This window comes from Synechococcus sp. H60.2 (genome assembly GCF_047462315.1).
In the GTDB taxonomy this organism is placed as follows: domain Bacteria; phylum Cyanobacteriota; class Cyanobacteriia; order Thermostichales; family Thermostichaceae; genus Thermostichus.
This window is the reverse complement of sequence record NZ_JANSIZ010000008.1, coordinates 1-15,798: the sequence shown is the minus strand read 5'-3', so window position 1 is coordinate 15,798 and position 15,798 is coordinate 1. Positions and strand designations below refer to the sequence as shown.

The window sequence follows — 15,798 nt, the reverse complement described above, 5'->3', positions numbered from 1 at the left end:
GGGATTAGTCCACGGGGGAGATGTGGTAGCTGCCATCAGCCTGCACCCAGGCAATCTCCGGGATCCGACACTGGCGGGCATAGGCCTCGATCTCTTCAGGAGGGCGATCCAGCAGCTCCAGCTCCACGGCCTCTGACTCCCGCCAGCGGGCGGCCAAGGCCAGCGCTGCCGGGATCCCTGCCGGCACCAGCGGCACCACCAACCGCTGGCAGCCCATTGCCTCGGCTGGGGGGTCGGGGGGCAAGAGCCGCAGCAGCGTATCGGGCAGGAGGGTAAAGCCGATCCCTGGCTGCTCAACTTGCTGAGGGCTGTAGAGAGCATAGAGCTGGTCGTAGCGCCCGCCCAGGGCAATGACCTCTCCTCCCACCACTGCCTGGAAGACAATGCCGGTGTAGTAGGCCAGAGTTTGCAGCAAGCTTAGATCCAGCACCACCCGCACCTGCCGGGCTTCCAGGATTTGGCACAACTGCCGCAGATCCCGCAGCCGCTCCGGGGGCACAGGAAGCTGGGCAAGCTGAGGTAGGACCTGCTCAGGCTGGCCGCGCAATCCCAGAATCTGCAAGCCAATCTGGCGGGCCGCCTCCGGCAGGGGGGCTGATTCTAGGTAAACGTAGTCAAGCTGGGCAATGGCGCGGCGCACCGCCGCCTGGGCCTTGGGAGTAACCGAGTTAAGCAGGCTCTCGGTCAGGCCCACATCTCCCAACAGCAATGTCCAGTTGCTGAGGCCAACAGCGCGCACGCAATCGGCCAAAAGCAGCAAGATCTCAGCGTCGGCTAGCCATCCGCCCGCGCCGATGAGCTCCACCCCCGACTGGAAAAACTCCTGGCTGCTGTAGGAGCCCTCCTCCCGCCGGCTATTGCGGAACACGTTGCCGTGGTAGTAGAGCCGCAGCGGCAGAGGCCCGCCGGCCAGCCGGGTGGCTGCTGCCCGCACGATGGAAGCGGTGAATTCCGGGCGCAACCCCAGCATTGTCCCTTCCCCGTCCCGCAGTTGCAGCACGGCTTCACCGCGGATGGATCCCCCAGCCAGCAGGGTCTCTAACCGCTCTAGGGTGGGCGTGATGATACGTTGGTAGCCGTAGCGGCGAAAAACCTGGGTTAGCTGCGCCTCTAGCCTTTCCCGCCGCTGAACTTCCCGCGGCAAAAAGTCGCGGGCGCCAGTGGGAGGGCGCAGGGAACTGGTTTCCCAAAGCAAATCTGCACCGCCAGGGCAGTCGTACACAGGCCAACTCCGACAGGCTGTCCTGCCGCATCCTACCACTGGAGTAGAGCAGATCAAGTCTCCTCCGCAAGAGGCCAGGGAAAGTCAGGCCACTCCCAAAGGGGATCCGTGGAGTGCACCCGGTGCATCCCCGCTGCCGCAAAGCGGGCAAAGGCTGCCTCCGCCTGCTCGCTAAAATCGACAATGCCGGGGATCACTACCGGCGAGGTGCAATCTTCCAGAAGGTAGACCCTCCTGGCTAGGCTGGGATCTCTAGCCTGGATCTCCTGCAGCAGGTCGCTTACCGTCCAGGCAACGCAGTGGCTTTTGGCTTGGCCAGCCACAATCAGGGCATCAAATTCCAGGAGGTGGTCGATAAGGGATTCATTTTTCTCGTCGATGGGATCCCCCTCCGGCCCCGTCAAGACCTCCGGGCTGAGGGCAGAGTAATTTTCCGTCAAGGGGTTGGCTCCCTTGAGCTGTAAGCTGGGCTGGCTGCCGCGGGCAATGGTGTGGAAGAAGATCGCCTCCTCCACTGCCGGCACCAGGGCATGGCCAATCCCACCCAGCATGGAATGGTAGGGCCAGACAATGAGGGGATATTTCCCCCCTTTCTCCAATTGCTCGGCATAGTGGAGGGCATAGACCTGCAGCCGCGTCAGATCCCCCTGGGTGAGGTTGGCGGCCATGGCAGGGTTGATCCGCCAGCGTCCTGAGCGAATCTCGGCTGCCGAGATGGCGGTAGCTGGCTCGGGATGGGATCCCTGGGCATCCACCCAAAAGACGGGGTGGAAGATCTGCATCGCCGTGTGGGTATCCAGGGTGGCCACAATCTGGGTGATGTGGGCAAGGTGGCGGTAGATGAATTGGCACAGGCGGCAGTTGTCCTCCACCGCCCCCAAGCCGCTGGGGCCGCCCACAAACAGCTCAAAGCCAGGAATGCAGAAGGTGTTTTGCACATCAATCAGCAACAGGCCCACCCGCACCCGATCGGCTTCCGCCGGGGGAATGTGGTGCTCTTGGGCCCAGCGCTCTGCCTCTAGGGCCCGCTGCTGGTAGGGCACTCGCCAAATCTCTCCCACCCGCTCAGGAGCAAAGTGGGAGGGCACAGGCAGGGTTGGCGGCGCTGGAGTTGTCAACTGCGGAGCAGAGGTGTCCATGGCGCTTCCCGTAGCCAAGCTTTTGCTGCTTTGCAGGGTAGGGATCCCTGGCAGGCTGGACTTGCTACCATGGTAGCTCCAACTGGGGCAACCGCTTCTCTGCCTTTCCCCAAGGGCGTTGCCTCTCTGGCTTACTTGAGGGTTCCATGGTAGACCCAAGCTTTTCCTCCCTGCAGCCCCAAGACTACGGCTTACTGACCGATCTCTACCAGTTCACAATGGCTGCCTGCTATGTGGGGGAGGGGCTGGAGAATCAGCCGGCGGCCTTTGAGCTGTTTGTGCGGCGCTTGCCTAGCGACTATGGCTACCTCATTGCCATGGGGCTGGCCCAAGCGGTGGAATACCTGCAGCAGTTGCACTTTCCGCCACAAACCTTGCAGGCCCTGCAGGAGACGGGCATTTTTGCCGAGGCACCGCCACGCTTTTGGGAGCTGCTGGCTAGCTACCGCTTCGAGGGGGATGTGTGGGCAGTACCGGAGGGGACGGCCGTTTTTGCCAACGAGCCGCTGCTGCGGGTGGAGGCTCCTCTGTGGCAGGCGCAACTGGTGGAAACCTACTTGCTGACTACCTTCAACTACCAAACCCTGATTGCCACCAAGGCAGCCCGCATGCGCGATGCGGCAGGGGATGAGGCCGTTTTGTTGGAGTTCGGCACGCGGCGAGCCTTTGGACCCCAGGCGGGCCTCTGGGCAGCGCGGGCGGCGCTGGCGGGGGGGTTCAATGCCACCTCCAATGTCTTGGCAGCTCTCAAATTGGGGCGCAAGCCGGCGGGCACCATGGCCCATTCCCTCGTGATGGCCATTGCCACCCTCTCTGGCGATGAGACCCGTGCCTTTCAAGCTTTCCGGCGCTACTTTCCCCAAGCGGTTTTGCTCATTGACACCTACGATCCCATCCAGGGAGCGCGCACCGCGGCTCAGCTCTTTGCTGCCACCCCGCCAGATCAACTGGGATCCCGGGGGGAAATCGGCGGCGTACGCATCGACTCGGGGGATCTGGAGGCCCTCTCCCACCAAGTCAAGGCCATCCTGCCGCAGGGGGCGCCGGTGTTTGTCAGCGGCGATCTGGATGAGTACGAGATTGAGCGGCTGCACCGCTCCCAAGCGCCCATCAGCGGCTACGGTGTTGGCACCCGCCTGGTTACCGGCGAGGGCGTGAATGGAGTGTACAAATTGGTGGAGATCAATGGGATCCCCGTGGCCAAGGCCTCCTTTGCCAAAGCCACCCTGCCAGGGCGCAAGCAGATCTTTCGCGGCCCCACAGGGGACTTGCTGGGTCAGGCTGACGAGACCCCGCCCCCCGGCTATGAGCCGCTGCTGCGCCAGATCATGCACAGGGGCGTGCTCCTGGAACCCTTGCCCGACCTGGAAACCATTGCCCGTACCAGTCGTGCCTCGGTGCTGCGCTTACCGAAGGGGGTGCGGCAACTGCGTCAGCCGGATCCCTGGCCGATGGCCCTGACTGCAGCTTTGCAACGGGTAAAAGACCACACCCTCGGTCAGGAATCTGCCTGAGGAAAGGGAGTTCTGCTGCACTATAATGTCTTAGCTTTAATGTCTTAGCTTTCAAGTCTCTGCTTCGAGATCTGAGTTTTGCTATTGGACTTGAGCCACTTCGCTGCTTAGACTTTTCCCGCTCTTTGCCCCCAACTCTATGACCCAACGTGCCTTAATTACCGGCATCACCGGACAGGATGGCTCTTATCTGGCCGAGCTGTTGTTGCAAAAAGGCTACGAAGTCCACGGCATCATCCGCCGCGCCAGCACCTTCAATACCGACCGCATTGACCACCTCTACGTGGATGCCCACGACCCCAGCGCCAAGCTGTTTCTCCACTATGGGGATCTCACCGATGGCACCACTCTGCGCAGGATTTTGGAACAGGTGCAGCCGACGGAGGTGTACAACCTAGGGGCCCAATCCCACGTGCGGGTAAGTTTCGATAACCCGGAATACACCGTCGATGCAGTAGCCATGGGCACCCTGCGCCTCCTGGAGGCCATCCGCGACTACCAACAACGCACGGGGATCCGGGTGAAGTTTTACCAGGCGGGATCCTCGGAAATGTTTGGGCTGGTGCAGGAGATCCCGCAAAAGGAGACCACCCCCTTCTACCCCCGCAGCCCCTACGCCTGCGCCAAGGTGTACGCCTACTGGCAAACAGTCAACTACCGCGAAGCCTACAACCTCTTTGCCTGCAACGGCATTTTGTTTAACCACGAAAGCCCACGGCGGGGAGAAACCTTCGTTACCCGCAAGATTACCCGCGCCGTCAGCCGTATTGTGGCCGGCAAGCAGGACAAGCTTTATCTAGGTAACCTGGATGCCAAGCGGGACTGGGGCTATGCGAAGGACTACGTCGAGGGGATGTGGATGATGCTGCAGCAGCCCCAGCCGGACGACTACGTGCTGGCTACTGGCGAAACCCACAGCGTGCGGGAGTTTGCCGAACGCGCTTTTGCTTTGGTGGGCATGCCCATTACCTGGCGGGGATCCGGCCTGGAAGAACAGGGGCTCTACAAAGATCGCGTGCTGATCGAGATCGATCCCCGCTACCACCGCCCAACGGAAGTGGAGCTGCTGCTAGGGGACGCCTCCAAGGCCAAGCGGGTGCTGGGGTGGCAGCCCAAGGTGACCTTTCCCCAATTGGTGGAGCTGATGGTGCTAGCCGACCTAGAAGCCATTGGCTTGGATCCGGATCCCATCTTGGGGGAACGGCGTACCCTCAACGGCCTACTCAGCGAGGATCGCGCCTTCATCCGCACCCAACTGGGGGTTCGCTGCAACTAATGGTACCGGCTGGATCCCCCAAGTCAACCCAAAAAACAGCTCTCACCCCTTGCTTAAAGGAGGGGCTAAGACCTTAATATAGGAGATCGCCAATTCTTTTAGCGTACGGCCAGCGCTTTTGCCTGTGCTCTTCTGCTGAGTATCTTTGCCGATTTCGGAGAAACGCCCGCATGTCCCGCTACACAGGTCCCCGCCTAAAGATCATTCGTCGCTTCGGGGGACTTGATCTGCCCGGTCTGACTCGCAAGCGCCCCAAAAATACCAATCCACCCGGTATGCACGGGGCAGAGCGCAAGAAAAAATCCGAGTATGCTATCCGCCTAGAAGAGAAGCAGAAGGTTCGCCTCAACTACGGGGTGAGCGAGCGCCAGATGCTCCGCTACATGCGCAAGGCGCGGCGCTCCAAGGGATCCACCGGGCTAGCCCTGCTGCAGATGCTGGAGATGCGGCTGGATTGCATTGTCTTTCGCCTCGGCATGGCTCCAACCATTCCGGCAGCCCGGCAGTTGGTGAGCCACGGCCACATCGAAGTCAACGGCCGCAAAGTCACCATCCCCAGCTATGGCTGCAAAGTTGGGGATGTAATCACGGTAAGGAACAAGGAGTCTTCTCGCAAATTGGTGGCCGCCTACGCCGAGTATCCGGGACTGTTCCTGCCCGATTACCTGGAGTTTGACAAAGAGAAGCTGCGCGGACGTATCAAAGAACTGCCTCCCCGCGAGCAAATCTGCGCGCCAGTGAACGAGCTGCTGGTCGTCGAGTTCTATTCTCGTAAACTCTGAGGATCCCTTTTGCCGCCATTGCGGATCGTGGGGAAACTTCAGGAGCTAAGCCCGGAGAGGGCGATTTTTCTCAGAGAAAGAGTCAGTACTTGGGGTGTGCTGAGTATATTAGGCGCTATCCCTCCCCACCCAGGTGGGGTATCCCGCACATTCAGAGGAAACGTTTCTCCACGTCATTATTACGACGCAACACTGTTGCCAACGCGCCGCTCTAGCTCCCCTCTCCTAGAGGGAGAGGGGTTGGGGTGAGGAAGAAAGAACCGAGCAGAGATCAAAGCCTGCCGATGGCCCGCTGCAGTTGCACCAAGGCGCGGTTGTAGGCGATTACAGCATTGGAGAGGTTACCACGGGCAGTGGTAAGGGCAGCTTCGGCGTTGATCACCTCTGTTTGCGTGCCCACCCCCGCTTGCAGGCGCAGCCGGGCCAAGCGTAGACTCTCCTCTGCCGAGGCAATCGCCACCTTGGCCGAGTCGATCTGCTCGCGGCTGGAGCTGAGAGTGAGGAAAGCTTCTTCCACAGTGCGCTGGATTTCATTGCGGGTGCCGACGAAATTGCTCGCGGACACCTGCCCATCGATCTCAGCTTGGCGAGCCTGGGCAGACGCCTTTCCCCCATCAAACCAAGTCAAGGTGAAGTTGGCCCCGACCGAATAGCCGACATCGAAGCTGTCGCGGCTGGCGTCGAAATCGTTAACGGCATCGAGAGTGGCGAACAAACCAATCTGAGGACCGTTGCTGGCTTGTGCCAGGCGCACCCGAGCTTGGGCTTGTTCCAACTCTCGGCGTTGGCGCTCCAGCTCTTGTCTTTGGGCAAAAGCGGCAACAATAGTCTCTTCCAGGCTTAGATCCCACTCTCCCACCGGCTCGATGGGATCCCTGGCCAGCACATCGGTGGGGCTGGGAAAGTTCAGCAGTTCGGCCAGACGGCGGCGGCTCAGTTGTTGGGTGTTTTGGGCCACCAGTAGGGTTTGTCGATTGTTGGCCAACTCCGTCTCCGCCTGGAGAACCTCGAAGCGGGTACCTACCCCAGCCCGCTCTCGGGCTTGCGCATCCCGCAGGGTGGCTTCAGAACTGGCGACGGCAGCCTGGCTAATGGCCACTCGGGCATCGGCGCTCTGCAGATCATAGTAGGCGTTGGCCACAGCTTGTCTTACCGTCTGCAGGGTTTGCTCCAGTTGCAGTTGGGCGACGCGCAGAGCTTCTTGGGCCAGTCTCAGGTTTTGTTCCCTGATCCCGTTGTCAAAAGCGGTGTAGTCTAGCCGCACCACGCTAGCGGAGAGAGTGTGCGATTGGCGGCTGGGAGTGCCGCCGGGGGCAGGGGGTTCGCTGTACTGGTAGTTGGCACGGCTGGAAAGGGTGGGAGCAAAAGCTGCCTGCGCCAGGGCTACACCTGCTTTAGCCCGTTCTACAGCCAGCCTTGCCTGCTGCACCGCCGGGTTTTGGGCGACGGCGATCTCCAGGGCTTCTTGTAAAGACAAGCCCTCCGTCCGCTCGATGCGCACCTCCAAAGGGGATTGAGGCACCACCAGGTCTTCAGCCCTAGAAGCCCCCTGCAAGACCGGGGTAGGAGTGGCAGGGCGGGCCTCGGGCGGGAGCGATAGGGTGGGAGGCAGGTTGGGGGTGCGGATTGCCCGGCTATCTGGGAGGATCGAGGCAGCAGGGTCAGGCACTTCCCTTTCTTGGGCAAGGGCAGGTACAGCCCAGAGCAGGCTGAACAGGAGACCACAGGGGGCAAACCGGGTAAGGGACAGCCGGGATCCCGCTGAGCTTGGCTGCCGTTGAGGACGTCGAAGCCGGCCCCTAGCTAGACTCTGCATCGCCATCGTGTTGTCACTCTCAACATCACCTCTAGCAGTATCGCAAAGTAAACTGCCCACACTCATGCTGACACAGGAGAGTAGCTGGGTAGCCCCGTATTAAGCACTCCGCGCCGCTAGCGCGAGTAGTGCGGGGCGGAAAAGCCTTCGAGCGACTGGAGTCGCTCGCCAATGTTATGTTGTAATCTTAAGTCAGCACCTACCCCGGTGAAAAACCCGGACAGTGCCGAAAGCCAGTAAGTAAGCGGAACCTTGAGGCTTTGTCTCTAGGAACCGTCTAGGGACGTCTTGACAGCGCCTTTACGAGTTCGTTGTTGAACTGCTTAAGAATCCCCTGCCCTTAGGCGCTGGGAGTGTCAATGTCCAAGTTGGTTGGGTACGTTGATCTGGTTAAGTCGTTAAGCCAGGGATCCCATTGTCCCAAAGTGGCTTGCCAGCGCCACCAGGGTGGTGTAAACCCCCTGAAGGGAGGCGAGAGCCCGCTCCCAGAGGGTGTGGGTCAGCGACCACCTGTCCAACCCCATGGCGCCACACAACAGCAGCAAGTAGAGGTTAGCAAAGGTGAAGAGGGAGGCTGCCCGCTGCCGGTTGTGTGGTTCCTGGAGCAACTGCACCGCCTTCCAAATGAGAAGGGATCCCAGCAACGCCGCCACACTCAAGTAAAAGGATCCCAGCACGTGCAGAGGGTAAACCAGCAGTAGACTGACTGGCACCATTAGCAGGGCGTAGAGGAGAATCTGGGCAGCAGTCGGCCTTTCTCCTGCCACCACCGGCAACATCGGCACCCCGGCGTGGGCATAGTCTTCTTGCTTTAAAATCGCCAAGGCCCAGAAGTGGGGCGGGGTCCACAGAAAGATAACGGCAAACATCACCCAAGCAGCCCAGCTCAGCTCACCGGTAGCCGCTGCCCAGCCCACCAAAGGTGGGATTGCCCCTGCTGCTCCGCCGATAACAATGTTCTGGGGGCTGGAACGCTTCAGCCAGTGGGTATAGACCCCTACATACACCAGGATCCCTGCCATGGCTAAGCCAGCAGCCAGCCAATTGGTAAAGCAGGCCAGCACACCAAAGGACATCACAGCCAGGATCCCGGCAAACATCAGGGCATGTCGGGCCCGAATGCGACCGGAAGGTAGAGGACGGTGGCGGGTTCGCTCCATCATCCGATCAATATCGGCGTCGTACACCATGTTGATGACATTGGCTGCGGCCGCCGCCATCCCCCCCCCCAAGAGGGTGACACCAAACTTGAAGGGATCCGTATTGCCCGCCATCCACATCGCTCCAGCCGTGGTCATCAGCAAGAGGGCGACGATCTTCGGCTTCACCAACTGGCTATAGCTGCGCAAAACCTGCGCCAGACTTTGGCGATGGCCAAAAGGGATTCCTGTCACCGTGTTCTGACAAGGATCTGGACAGTAGGTTTGAAGGATATCTGCCATGAAACTACTTGCCGTTCATTTCTGCGGCCGCGGCTACCCCCCGAAGGTTCCTTCCCCCAAGGCTATTGCTCATCCGCCAGGCCAGCACCGTAAAGCCCAGCAAGCACGCCAGCAAAGCTGCCCCAATCATCTGGTGGGCTACCGTCAAGGGCTCCACCTGCAGCCGGTAGCGATAGGTGAGAATGCCAACCCCCACTTGCGCCAGCAAAAGGACCACGGATCCATGGCCCAGCCGCTTGAGAATCCTTGGGATCTGCTGCCGCCGCCAACTTGTAGCCACCGCCACCAGCAACACCGCCAGCGTGGCCGGAGCCACCCCTAGCAAGTGACTGTTCATCACTCCGCACAGTTCACCCGAAGCAAAGCACTGGTGTAACGCCCATTGGGAAGCCACCAAAGCCCCGAGAAGGCTCTGGACGTACACCAGCAGCACTGCCCCCAAGCCGAGCCAAGGCAAGTAGCCAACAGAAGCTCTCCCCTCCTCAGAGGGAGCGACGCTTGGCAAGGCCAGCCATCCCAAGGTGAGTAGCGTGGCAAAAAACAGCAGGCCCGTGCCCAGGTGGGCCGTCACAATGTCAAAGCGCAACAACTCCGTTACCGTCAGCCCGCCCAGGATCCCTTGGGCCACGACCAAGACAAAAGCCCAGCTCAGACCCCAGGGCAGCCAAGCGGGCAAAGCCTGCCGCTTCCGCCAGGCAAACCCCACTAGCACCAGGGTGGCCAAGCCCACCCCGGCAGCCACCAGGCGGTGAAACCACTCTAGAAACACCTGCAGGTTCATCTGCTGCGTCGGCACCAGCTCTCCATAGCAGAGGGGCCAGTCGGGACAGGCAAGTCCAGCATTCATGACTCGAGTGGCACTGCCTAGCCCCATCAACAGCCAAGTAGCCGCCGCTAGGCCCAGCAGGGCTCGCCCCATGCGCAGGGAAAGCTCCCCAGGCGGCACGGGATCCGAAGCCGAAGAGGGGACGTGAGATGGAGAAATTGAGGAGTCCATTGCAGTTTGAAGAATCGAAATCTAGGGAGAGCAGTCCACAATTGGCACTCAAAAATGCGCGGAAGCAACAGTTAATAACTCGATCCCTCTAACCCCTTCCTATCCTGGGTGGTGCTTCTCTAGAGGCAGAGGGGAGACTCGCTTGCAACGAATCCTAAATGCAGCTTTGCAACTGGCGAAGGTTTTTAAGGATTTCTTTGGGCCAAGCTGCCCTTCCTCAGTAGACGTCGCCAACGCTCCGGCCGAAGATCCCGAAGAGATCCCTAAGATGGCCAATTCTCGCCGGCTCCTGGGACTTGAATGGAGATGAGTCTAAGCCTGCTCTGGTTCTGTTCCCAGAATCTGCTAGGGCAGGCACGTAGTGGTGGTAGCAGCGGGGAAAAGCAGCTGTGAGCGCGCTCAAGAATATCTTTTTGGTGGGAATCGGGGTGCTGTTGACCCTGGCCAGTCTCTGGTACGGCCAGAACCACCATCTGCTTCCGGAAGCGGCTGCCAACTCGGCTCCCTTGTTCGATAGCCTCTTCAACAGCACAATCACCCTCGCCACTGGGATTTTTTTGGTGGTGGAGGGAGTGCTTCTCTACTGTGCCTTTCGCTACCGCAAGCGGCGAGGCGATCGAGGAGACGGGGATCCCAACCACGGCAACGTGCTGCTGGAGATCGTCTGGACGGCGGTGCCGGCGGTGATCATCCTCTGGTTGGGCCTGGCCAGCCTCGATGTCTATCAGGCGGTGTATGGAGGCGCCGATGTGGGCGGTCACGTCCACGCGGCCATGGCGATGGGGTCTTCCCAGGAGACGGAAGCAGGGGATCCGGGCTATGCTTACACTCCCGCGGTGCTGCCTGGCAAGGAGATGGGCCAGCCGGATCTGATTGTCCAAGTTCAGGGCATGCAATATGCCTGGATGTTCACCTATCCGGAATCGGGTTTGGTGGCCGGCGAGCTGCACCTGCCTCTTAACAAGCGGGTGCGCTTGAACATGACGGCTATGGATGTCAACCACGCTTTCTGGGTGCCGCAATTTCGCCTAAAGCAAGATCTCATCCCAGGCCGAGAGACTCACCTAGAGTTTGTGCCCACGCAGCTAGGAACCTATCCCATCATCTGTGCCGAGCTATGTGGCCCTTACCATGGAGTGATGGTGGCACAACTGGTAGTGGAGACGCCGGAAGAGTTCGAGCGCTGGCAGCAGGAGCAACTGGTGGCTGCTCGGGGCGAGAACAACGCGCTGGCCTGGGCGGGAGACCTTCACCCCTCTCCCTCGGAATCTGCCTTTGTCCAAGTTCACCAGCAGCGTTTGGGCCTCTCGCCTGCTGATCTAACCTCTCTCAAACTGCCCAAGGACTCCGTCCCGCTGACGCAAACGGGATCCCTTCCCTCAGCGGGCTAGAGAGATCCCTTTCCCCTTGACGGACGTTCTGGTGACGCCAGGAGGAGCCTTTTGCCATGACCCAGCTACAGGACAATCCCACCTTTGCCGCTGCCCCCAAAGCCAGCCTGGAGCCTGCCGCCGAGCCCTGGTGGCGCTTTTTTACCTTCTCCACCGACCACAAGGTGATCGGGATCCAGTATTTGGTAACTGGCTTTTTCTTCTACTTGGTGGGAGGAGCGCTGGCTACAGCCGTGCGGGCCGAGCTGGCCACCCCCGAAGCCGACTTTCTCGGCTTTGAGCGCTACAACGGTGCCTTTACCCTCCACGCCACAATCATGATCTTTTTGTGGATTGTCCCGGCTTTGATGGGGGGCTTTGGCAACTACCTGGTGCCGCTGATGATTGGAGCGCGGGACATGGCTTTTCCTAGGCTAAACGCCGTCGCCTTTTGGCTAATTCCACCCAGCGGCCTTTTGCTGCTGGCTAGCCTCTTCCTCGAGGCCCCGGCAGCGGGTTGGACCTCGTATCCGCCGCTGAGCCTCATCAGTGGCAAAGTGGGAGAAGAACTCTGGATCCTGAGCATTTTGTTAGGCGGAACCTCTTCCATTCTGGGGGCAGTGAACTTTATTACCACCATCCTCAAGATGCGCATGCCCGGCATGAAGATGGAGGATATGCCTCTGTTTTGCTGGGCGATGCTGGCTGCTTCCATCATCACTCTCATTGCAACGCCGGTTCTGGCTGGGGCGCTGATCCTGCTTAGCTTTGACCTGTTGGAGGGCACGGCCTTCTTCAACCCCAGTGGCGGCGGGGATCCGGTGGTGTACCAGCACATGTTCTGGTTTTACTCCCACCCGGCGGTGTACATCATGGTTCTGCCGGTGTTCGGCATGATCTCGGAGATCTTGCCGGTACATGCCCGCAAGCCCATCTTTGCCTACAAAGCCATTGCCTACTCCAGCTTGGCCATCTGCTTTTTGGGCTTGATTGTCTGGGTTCACCACATGTTTACCAGCGGTACCCCCGACTGGATGCGGGTGTTCTTCATGATCGCCACCATGGCCATTGCCGTTCCCACCGGGATCAAGGTGTTTAGCTGGCTGGCCACTCTCTGGGGCGGCAAGATCCACTACCGGACGGCCATGTTGTTTGGCATGGGCTTTATCTCCATGTTTGTCATCGGCGGCTTGAGCGGGATCATCCTTGCCTCGGTGCCGTTGGATATCCACGTCCACGACACCTACTTTGTGGTGGCCCACCTGCACTACGTGTTGTTTGGCGGCAGCGTGTTTGGCATCTATGCCGGCCTCTACCACTGGTTCCCCAAGATGACCGGCCGGCTGCTGAACGAGTTCTGGGGACGGGTGCATTTTGCGCTGACCTTTGTCGGCTTCAACATGTGCTTTTTGCCGATGCACAAGCTGGGTCTAATGGGCATGCCCCGCCGCGTGGCTCAGTACGACCCGCAATTTGCCGACCTCAACTGGATTAGCTCGGTGGGTGCCTTCATTCTGGCCATCTCCACGCTGCCCTTCTTGCTGAACGCCATCTACTCTTGGGTAGCTGGGCCCAAGGCCGGAGACAACCCCTGGCAGGCTCTAACTCTGGAGTGGACAACTTCTTCCCCACCGCCTGCCCACAACTTCTACGGGGATCCCATCCTGCTAACTGGCCCCTACGACTACGGCCTGCACAGCAAGGAGACTTTGGATTACTTGGCCGCCCAGTTGCAGAGCTTGCGGGAGCTGGCGCTGGCTGAGGCGGAGCCTACTTCTTCTTAGCAGGAGGGGACTTGCCCGCTGGGTATCCATCCTCTGCTCGTCGGGTATTCCCGTCTTGATCTTGGCTGGGCTGCCCCTACAGTTTCAAGAAGTCTCTGGAATCTGGCGAAAATTGATTTTAAGTGGACAGGAATATGCAAGGATCCCTCGCTTCTGATGCCTTGATGGTCGGCCACACTCAGGCCCATGCCGCTCATGCCGAGCACCCAGATCATCGCGTTTTTGGTCTGCTGATGTTCCTGGTAGCGGAAGGCTGTCTGTTCTTGGGCCTGTTCATGGCCTATTTGGCCTACAGCCTCACGGCCCCGGTTTGGCCACCGGAAGGGACGCCGGAGCGGGAATTGCTCTTGCCTGGGATCAACACGGCAATCCTCCTCTCCAGCAGTTTGGTTATCCACCAGGCCAAGCCTGCCATCCAGGCCAATAATGTCAAGGGATTGCGGCTGTGGTTTGCCCTCACTGCCCTGCTGGGGGCCATCTTCCTGGCCGGGCAGCTCTACGAGTACAGCCACCTGGAGTTTGGCCTCACCACCAACTTGTTTGCCAGTACCTTCTATGTCCTGACCGGGTTTCACGGGCTGCACGTGGCGGCGGGGTTGCTGTTTATTTTGGCGGTGCTCTGGCGATCCCTGAAGCCAGGCCACTACAGCGCCCAACGTCATTTTGGCGTCGAGGCTGCTGAGATCTACTGGCACTTTGTGGATGGGGTTTGGATTGTGTTGTTTATCCTGCTCTACTTGCTCTGAGTCGCGAAGAGGGATCCCCCTCCCCAAGGCTGAAGAAGATCCCGGCCGAGCGCGCTGTCCGTTAAATGGGCCATTGTTAGAACTGTCTCTGGGCGGAGTAACAACGACAGAAAAGCTCAGGACTGTTGGAGAATGGCCACGGTCTGGATCAGAGCCTCTGGAAACACTTCTCGCTCCGGCTGACCTTGCTTGAGCTGATATTCCAGTTGTAGAAGTTGCTGCATCACCTTCAGCAGTGCTGAGCTTTTTAGGGATCCCACCTCTTTTTGTAAGAAGTAAACCCGGTTGGGGTTGGCAATCTCTGCTTTTTGGGCAATGACCTTGGGATCCCGTTCTCCCTCTTCCAGCAGTAGCTTTACCCACAGCCAGGTGCGGAATTGGCCCACCAACACTGCCAGGATCTTAAGGGGCGGCTCGTTGTGATCCAGCAGATGGTTCAGGATCTGCAGGGATCGATCCAAGTTGCCCTGGCGCAGGGAGGCGGCCAGTTGAAAGCTGTTGTAGGCGCTGGCAGGAACCAGAGCCTCGATTTGCTCAGGGGAGATGGGATCCCGCTGGCCTGCCGTAAACAGGGCCAGCTTTTCCAGTTCCATGGCCAAACGGCGGGAATCGTTGCCCACCGCCTCAGCCAACTTCTGGGCTGCCTCTGGGCTGAGCTTGAGAGCCCGCTGTCGGGCCTCGCGGTGTACCTGCTTAAGAATGCCCTCTTCGTCCCAGGGGGGCAGTTGGGAAAACTCGCGGACAATGGCCCCTTGCTTGAGGAGTTTGGTGGATTTGAGACGTCCATCCGGCTTGCTGCTGGTGGTCAAGACCAGATGGGTTGTGGGGGGTAAAGAGGCTAACGTTCGCTCCAGTTCTCTTACCAACTCTTCGGAACACTGCTGGGTGAGCGTTGTCTCCTCCAGCCAAACCAGGCGGGCGTTGGATCCCAGAGGCGGCGTCATGGCCAGGTTCAGTCCGGCCAGGGTGGACTCCGGTGGCAGGCGATCGTAGTTAAAGGCAGCCCACGCGGGATCCAGCACCTGATCGCGCAGCTCTTGCACCGCCTGCAGGAGGCGATAGCTATCATCTCCCCAGTAAAGGTAGACGGGCATACTCCCCACGTCGCCTCAGCTTGGTCTCCAGCTTTTTTCCGTAGTTTCTCTAGGCGTTATTTTTACTTACGTTAATCAACGGGTAGCTTCCGGCCCTTTGTCCGGGATCTTCCGGAGAAAGCCTGGCCAGGTTTCAGCTTTTTTCTCTCTAAAAAGAGTGCCAGCTTTGCATGATCTAGCTTGGCAAATTCTGTATTCCCACTGAAGAACTCTCGTCAATCTTCTCCTAAGCTGGGCTTAGAGATGGGGTTGGAGGGAGGGCCGCAAGTATATGGACACTATTGGCGAACTGGAGTTCAAAGTGCAGGTTTTAGCGCGCTGCCTGGGATCTGCTTTGGGCTTGGGCCGGCCTACTCGTGTGCAAATTCATTACTGCAATTCCCCGCTCTTCAAAGCAGATCAGTCGGGAGCAGGGGTTCCCCCTTTCAGCTCTGAAGAGGTTAAGAGCTCCCAGCTCCACCCGCTAACCTCGGTTGCCTAAAGGGCACTATGAACTACCCCACCGCGCAGGCGGGTGGGGTTTCCCCATCCGCTTTACGGCGAGATTTTTGTCTCTTCCTCTGCCCCAGTTGCTCCATGGATCCCGTGTACCGGGTCTGTGAAGTAGAGCTGAAGC

At 59.5% G+C, this 15,798-nt stretch carries 12 protein-coding genes; 6 read left to right on the top strand and 6 right to left on the bottom strand.

The annotated features are described in order from the left end of the window. Nucleotides 1-4 precede the first annotated feature (4 nt). Both NW845_RS02245 and NW845_RS02240 read right to left on the bottom strand, forming a co-directional pair. Nucleotides 5-1,195, bottom strand: coding sequence for an ATP phosphoribosyltransferase regulatory subunit (locus NW845_RS02245; protein ID WP_414364289.1), 1,191 nt, complete (start codon nt 1,193-1,195; stop codon nt 5-7). A gap of 80 nt (nt 1,196-1,275) precedes the next feature. Beyond that, a complete protein-coding gene (locus tag NW845_RS02240) occupies nt 1,276-2,361 on the bottom strand; it encodes an isochorismatase (RefSeq protein ID WP_414376624.1) in 1,086 nt (361 codons plus the stop codon). A gap of 146 nt (nt 2,362-2,507) precedes the next feature. Between NW845_RS02240 and NW845_RS02235 the strand changes: the two genes are divergently transcribed. From NW845_RS02235 to rpsD, 3 genes are all read left to right on the top strand, one after another. Beyond that, nucleotides 2,508-3,875 (top strand): nicotinate phosphoribosyltransferase, encoded by a 1,368-nt coding sequence (locus tag NW845_RS02235; protein ID WP_414376623.1) that lies wholly within the window; start codon nt 2,508-2,510, stop codon nt 3,873-3,875. Between the two features lie 139 nt (nt 3,876-4,014). Next, nucleotides 4,015-5,151, top strand: a complete 1,137-nt coding sequence (gmd, locus tag NW845_RS02230; RefSeq protein ID WP_414376621.1) for a GDP-mannose 4,6-dehydratase — start codon at nt 4,015-4,017, stop codon at nt 5,149-5,151. A gap of 170 nt (nt 5,152-5,321) precedes the next feature. Next, nucleotides 5,322-5,933: a 30S ribosomal protein S4 gene (gene rpsD, locus NW845_RS02225; RefSeq protein WP_011430362.1), complete on the top strand. Its 612-nt coding sequence runs from the start codon at nt 5,322-5,324 to the stop codon at nt 5,931-5,933. 271 nt (nt 5,934-6,204) lie between these two features. Here the strand turns inward: rpsD and NW845_RS02220 are convergent, their stop codons facing one another. From NW845_RS02220 to NW845_RS02210, 3 genes are all read right to left on the bottom strand, one after another. After that, nucleotides 6,205-7,602: a TolC family protein gene (locus NW845_RS02220; protein WP_414376620.1), complete on the bottom strand. Its 1,398-nt coding sequence runs from the start codon at nt 7,600-7,602 to the stop codon at nt 6,205-6,207. A gap of 545 nt (nt 7,603-8,147) precedes the next feature. Then, a complete protein-coding gene (locus tag NW845_RS02215; protein WP_414376661.1) occupies nt 8,148-9,143 on the bottom strand; it encodes a heme o synthase in 996 nt (331 codons plus the stop codon). Nucleotides 9,144-9,195: 52 nt separating this feature from the next. Further along, the gene (locus tag NW845_RS02210; RefSeq protein WP_414376618.1) at nt 9,196-10,188 is read right to left on the bottom strand and encodes a COX15/CtaA family protein; all 993 of its coding nucleotides are present in this window, start codon (nt 10,186-10,188) and stop codon (nt 9,196-9,198) included. A gap of 389 nt (nt 10,189-10,577) precedes the next feature. Here NW845_RS02210 and NW845_RS02205 point away from each other — a divergent pair, with 389 nt between their 5' ends. The 3 genes from NW845_RS02205 (at nt 10,578) to NW845_RS02195 (ending at nt 14,088) form a co-directional block, all read left to right on the top strand. After that, entirely contained in the window at nt 10,578-11,579 is a 1,002-nt protein-coding gene (locus tag NW845_RS02205; protein WP_414376616.1) for a cytochrome c oxidase subunit II, read from the top strand. Between the two features lie 56 nt (nt 11,580-11,635). Then, a complete protein-coding gene (gene ctaD, locus NW845_RS02200) occupies nt 11,636-13,342 on the top strand; it encodes a cytochrome c oxidase subunit I (RefSeq protein ID WP_414376614.1) in 1,707 nt (568 codons plus the stop codon). A 134-nt stretch (nt 13,343-13,476) separates the two neighbouring features. Continuing rightward, nucleotides 13,477-14,088, top strand: coding sequence for a cytochrome c oxidase subunit 3 (locus NW845_RS02195; protein WP_414376613.1), 612 nt, complete (start codon nt 13,477-13,479; stop codon nt 14,086-14,088). Between the two features lie 116 nt (nt 14,089-14,204). Here NW845_RS02195 and holA read toward each other — a convergent pair whose 3' ends face one another. Next, on the bottom strand, nt 14,205-15,182 hold the full coding sequence (gene holA, locus NW845_RS02190) for a DNA polymerase III subunit delta (RefSeq protein WP_414364284.1): 978 nt from the start codon (nt 15,180-15,182) through the stop codon (nt 14,205-14,207). Between the last annotated feature and the right edge of the window lie 616 nt (nt 15,183-15,798).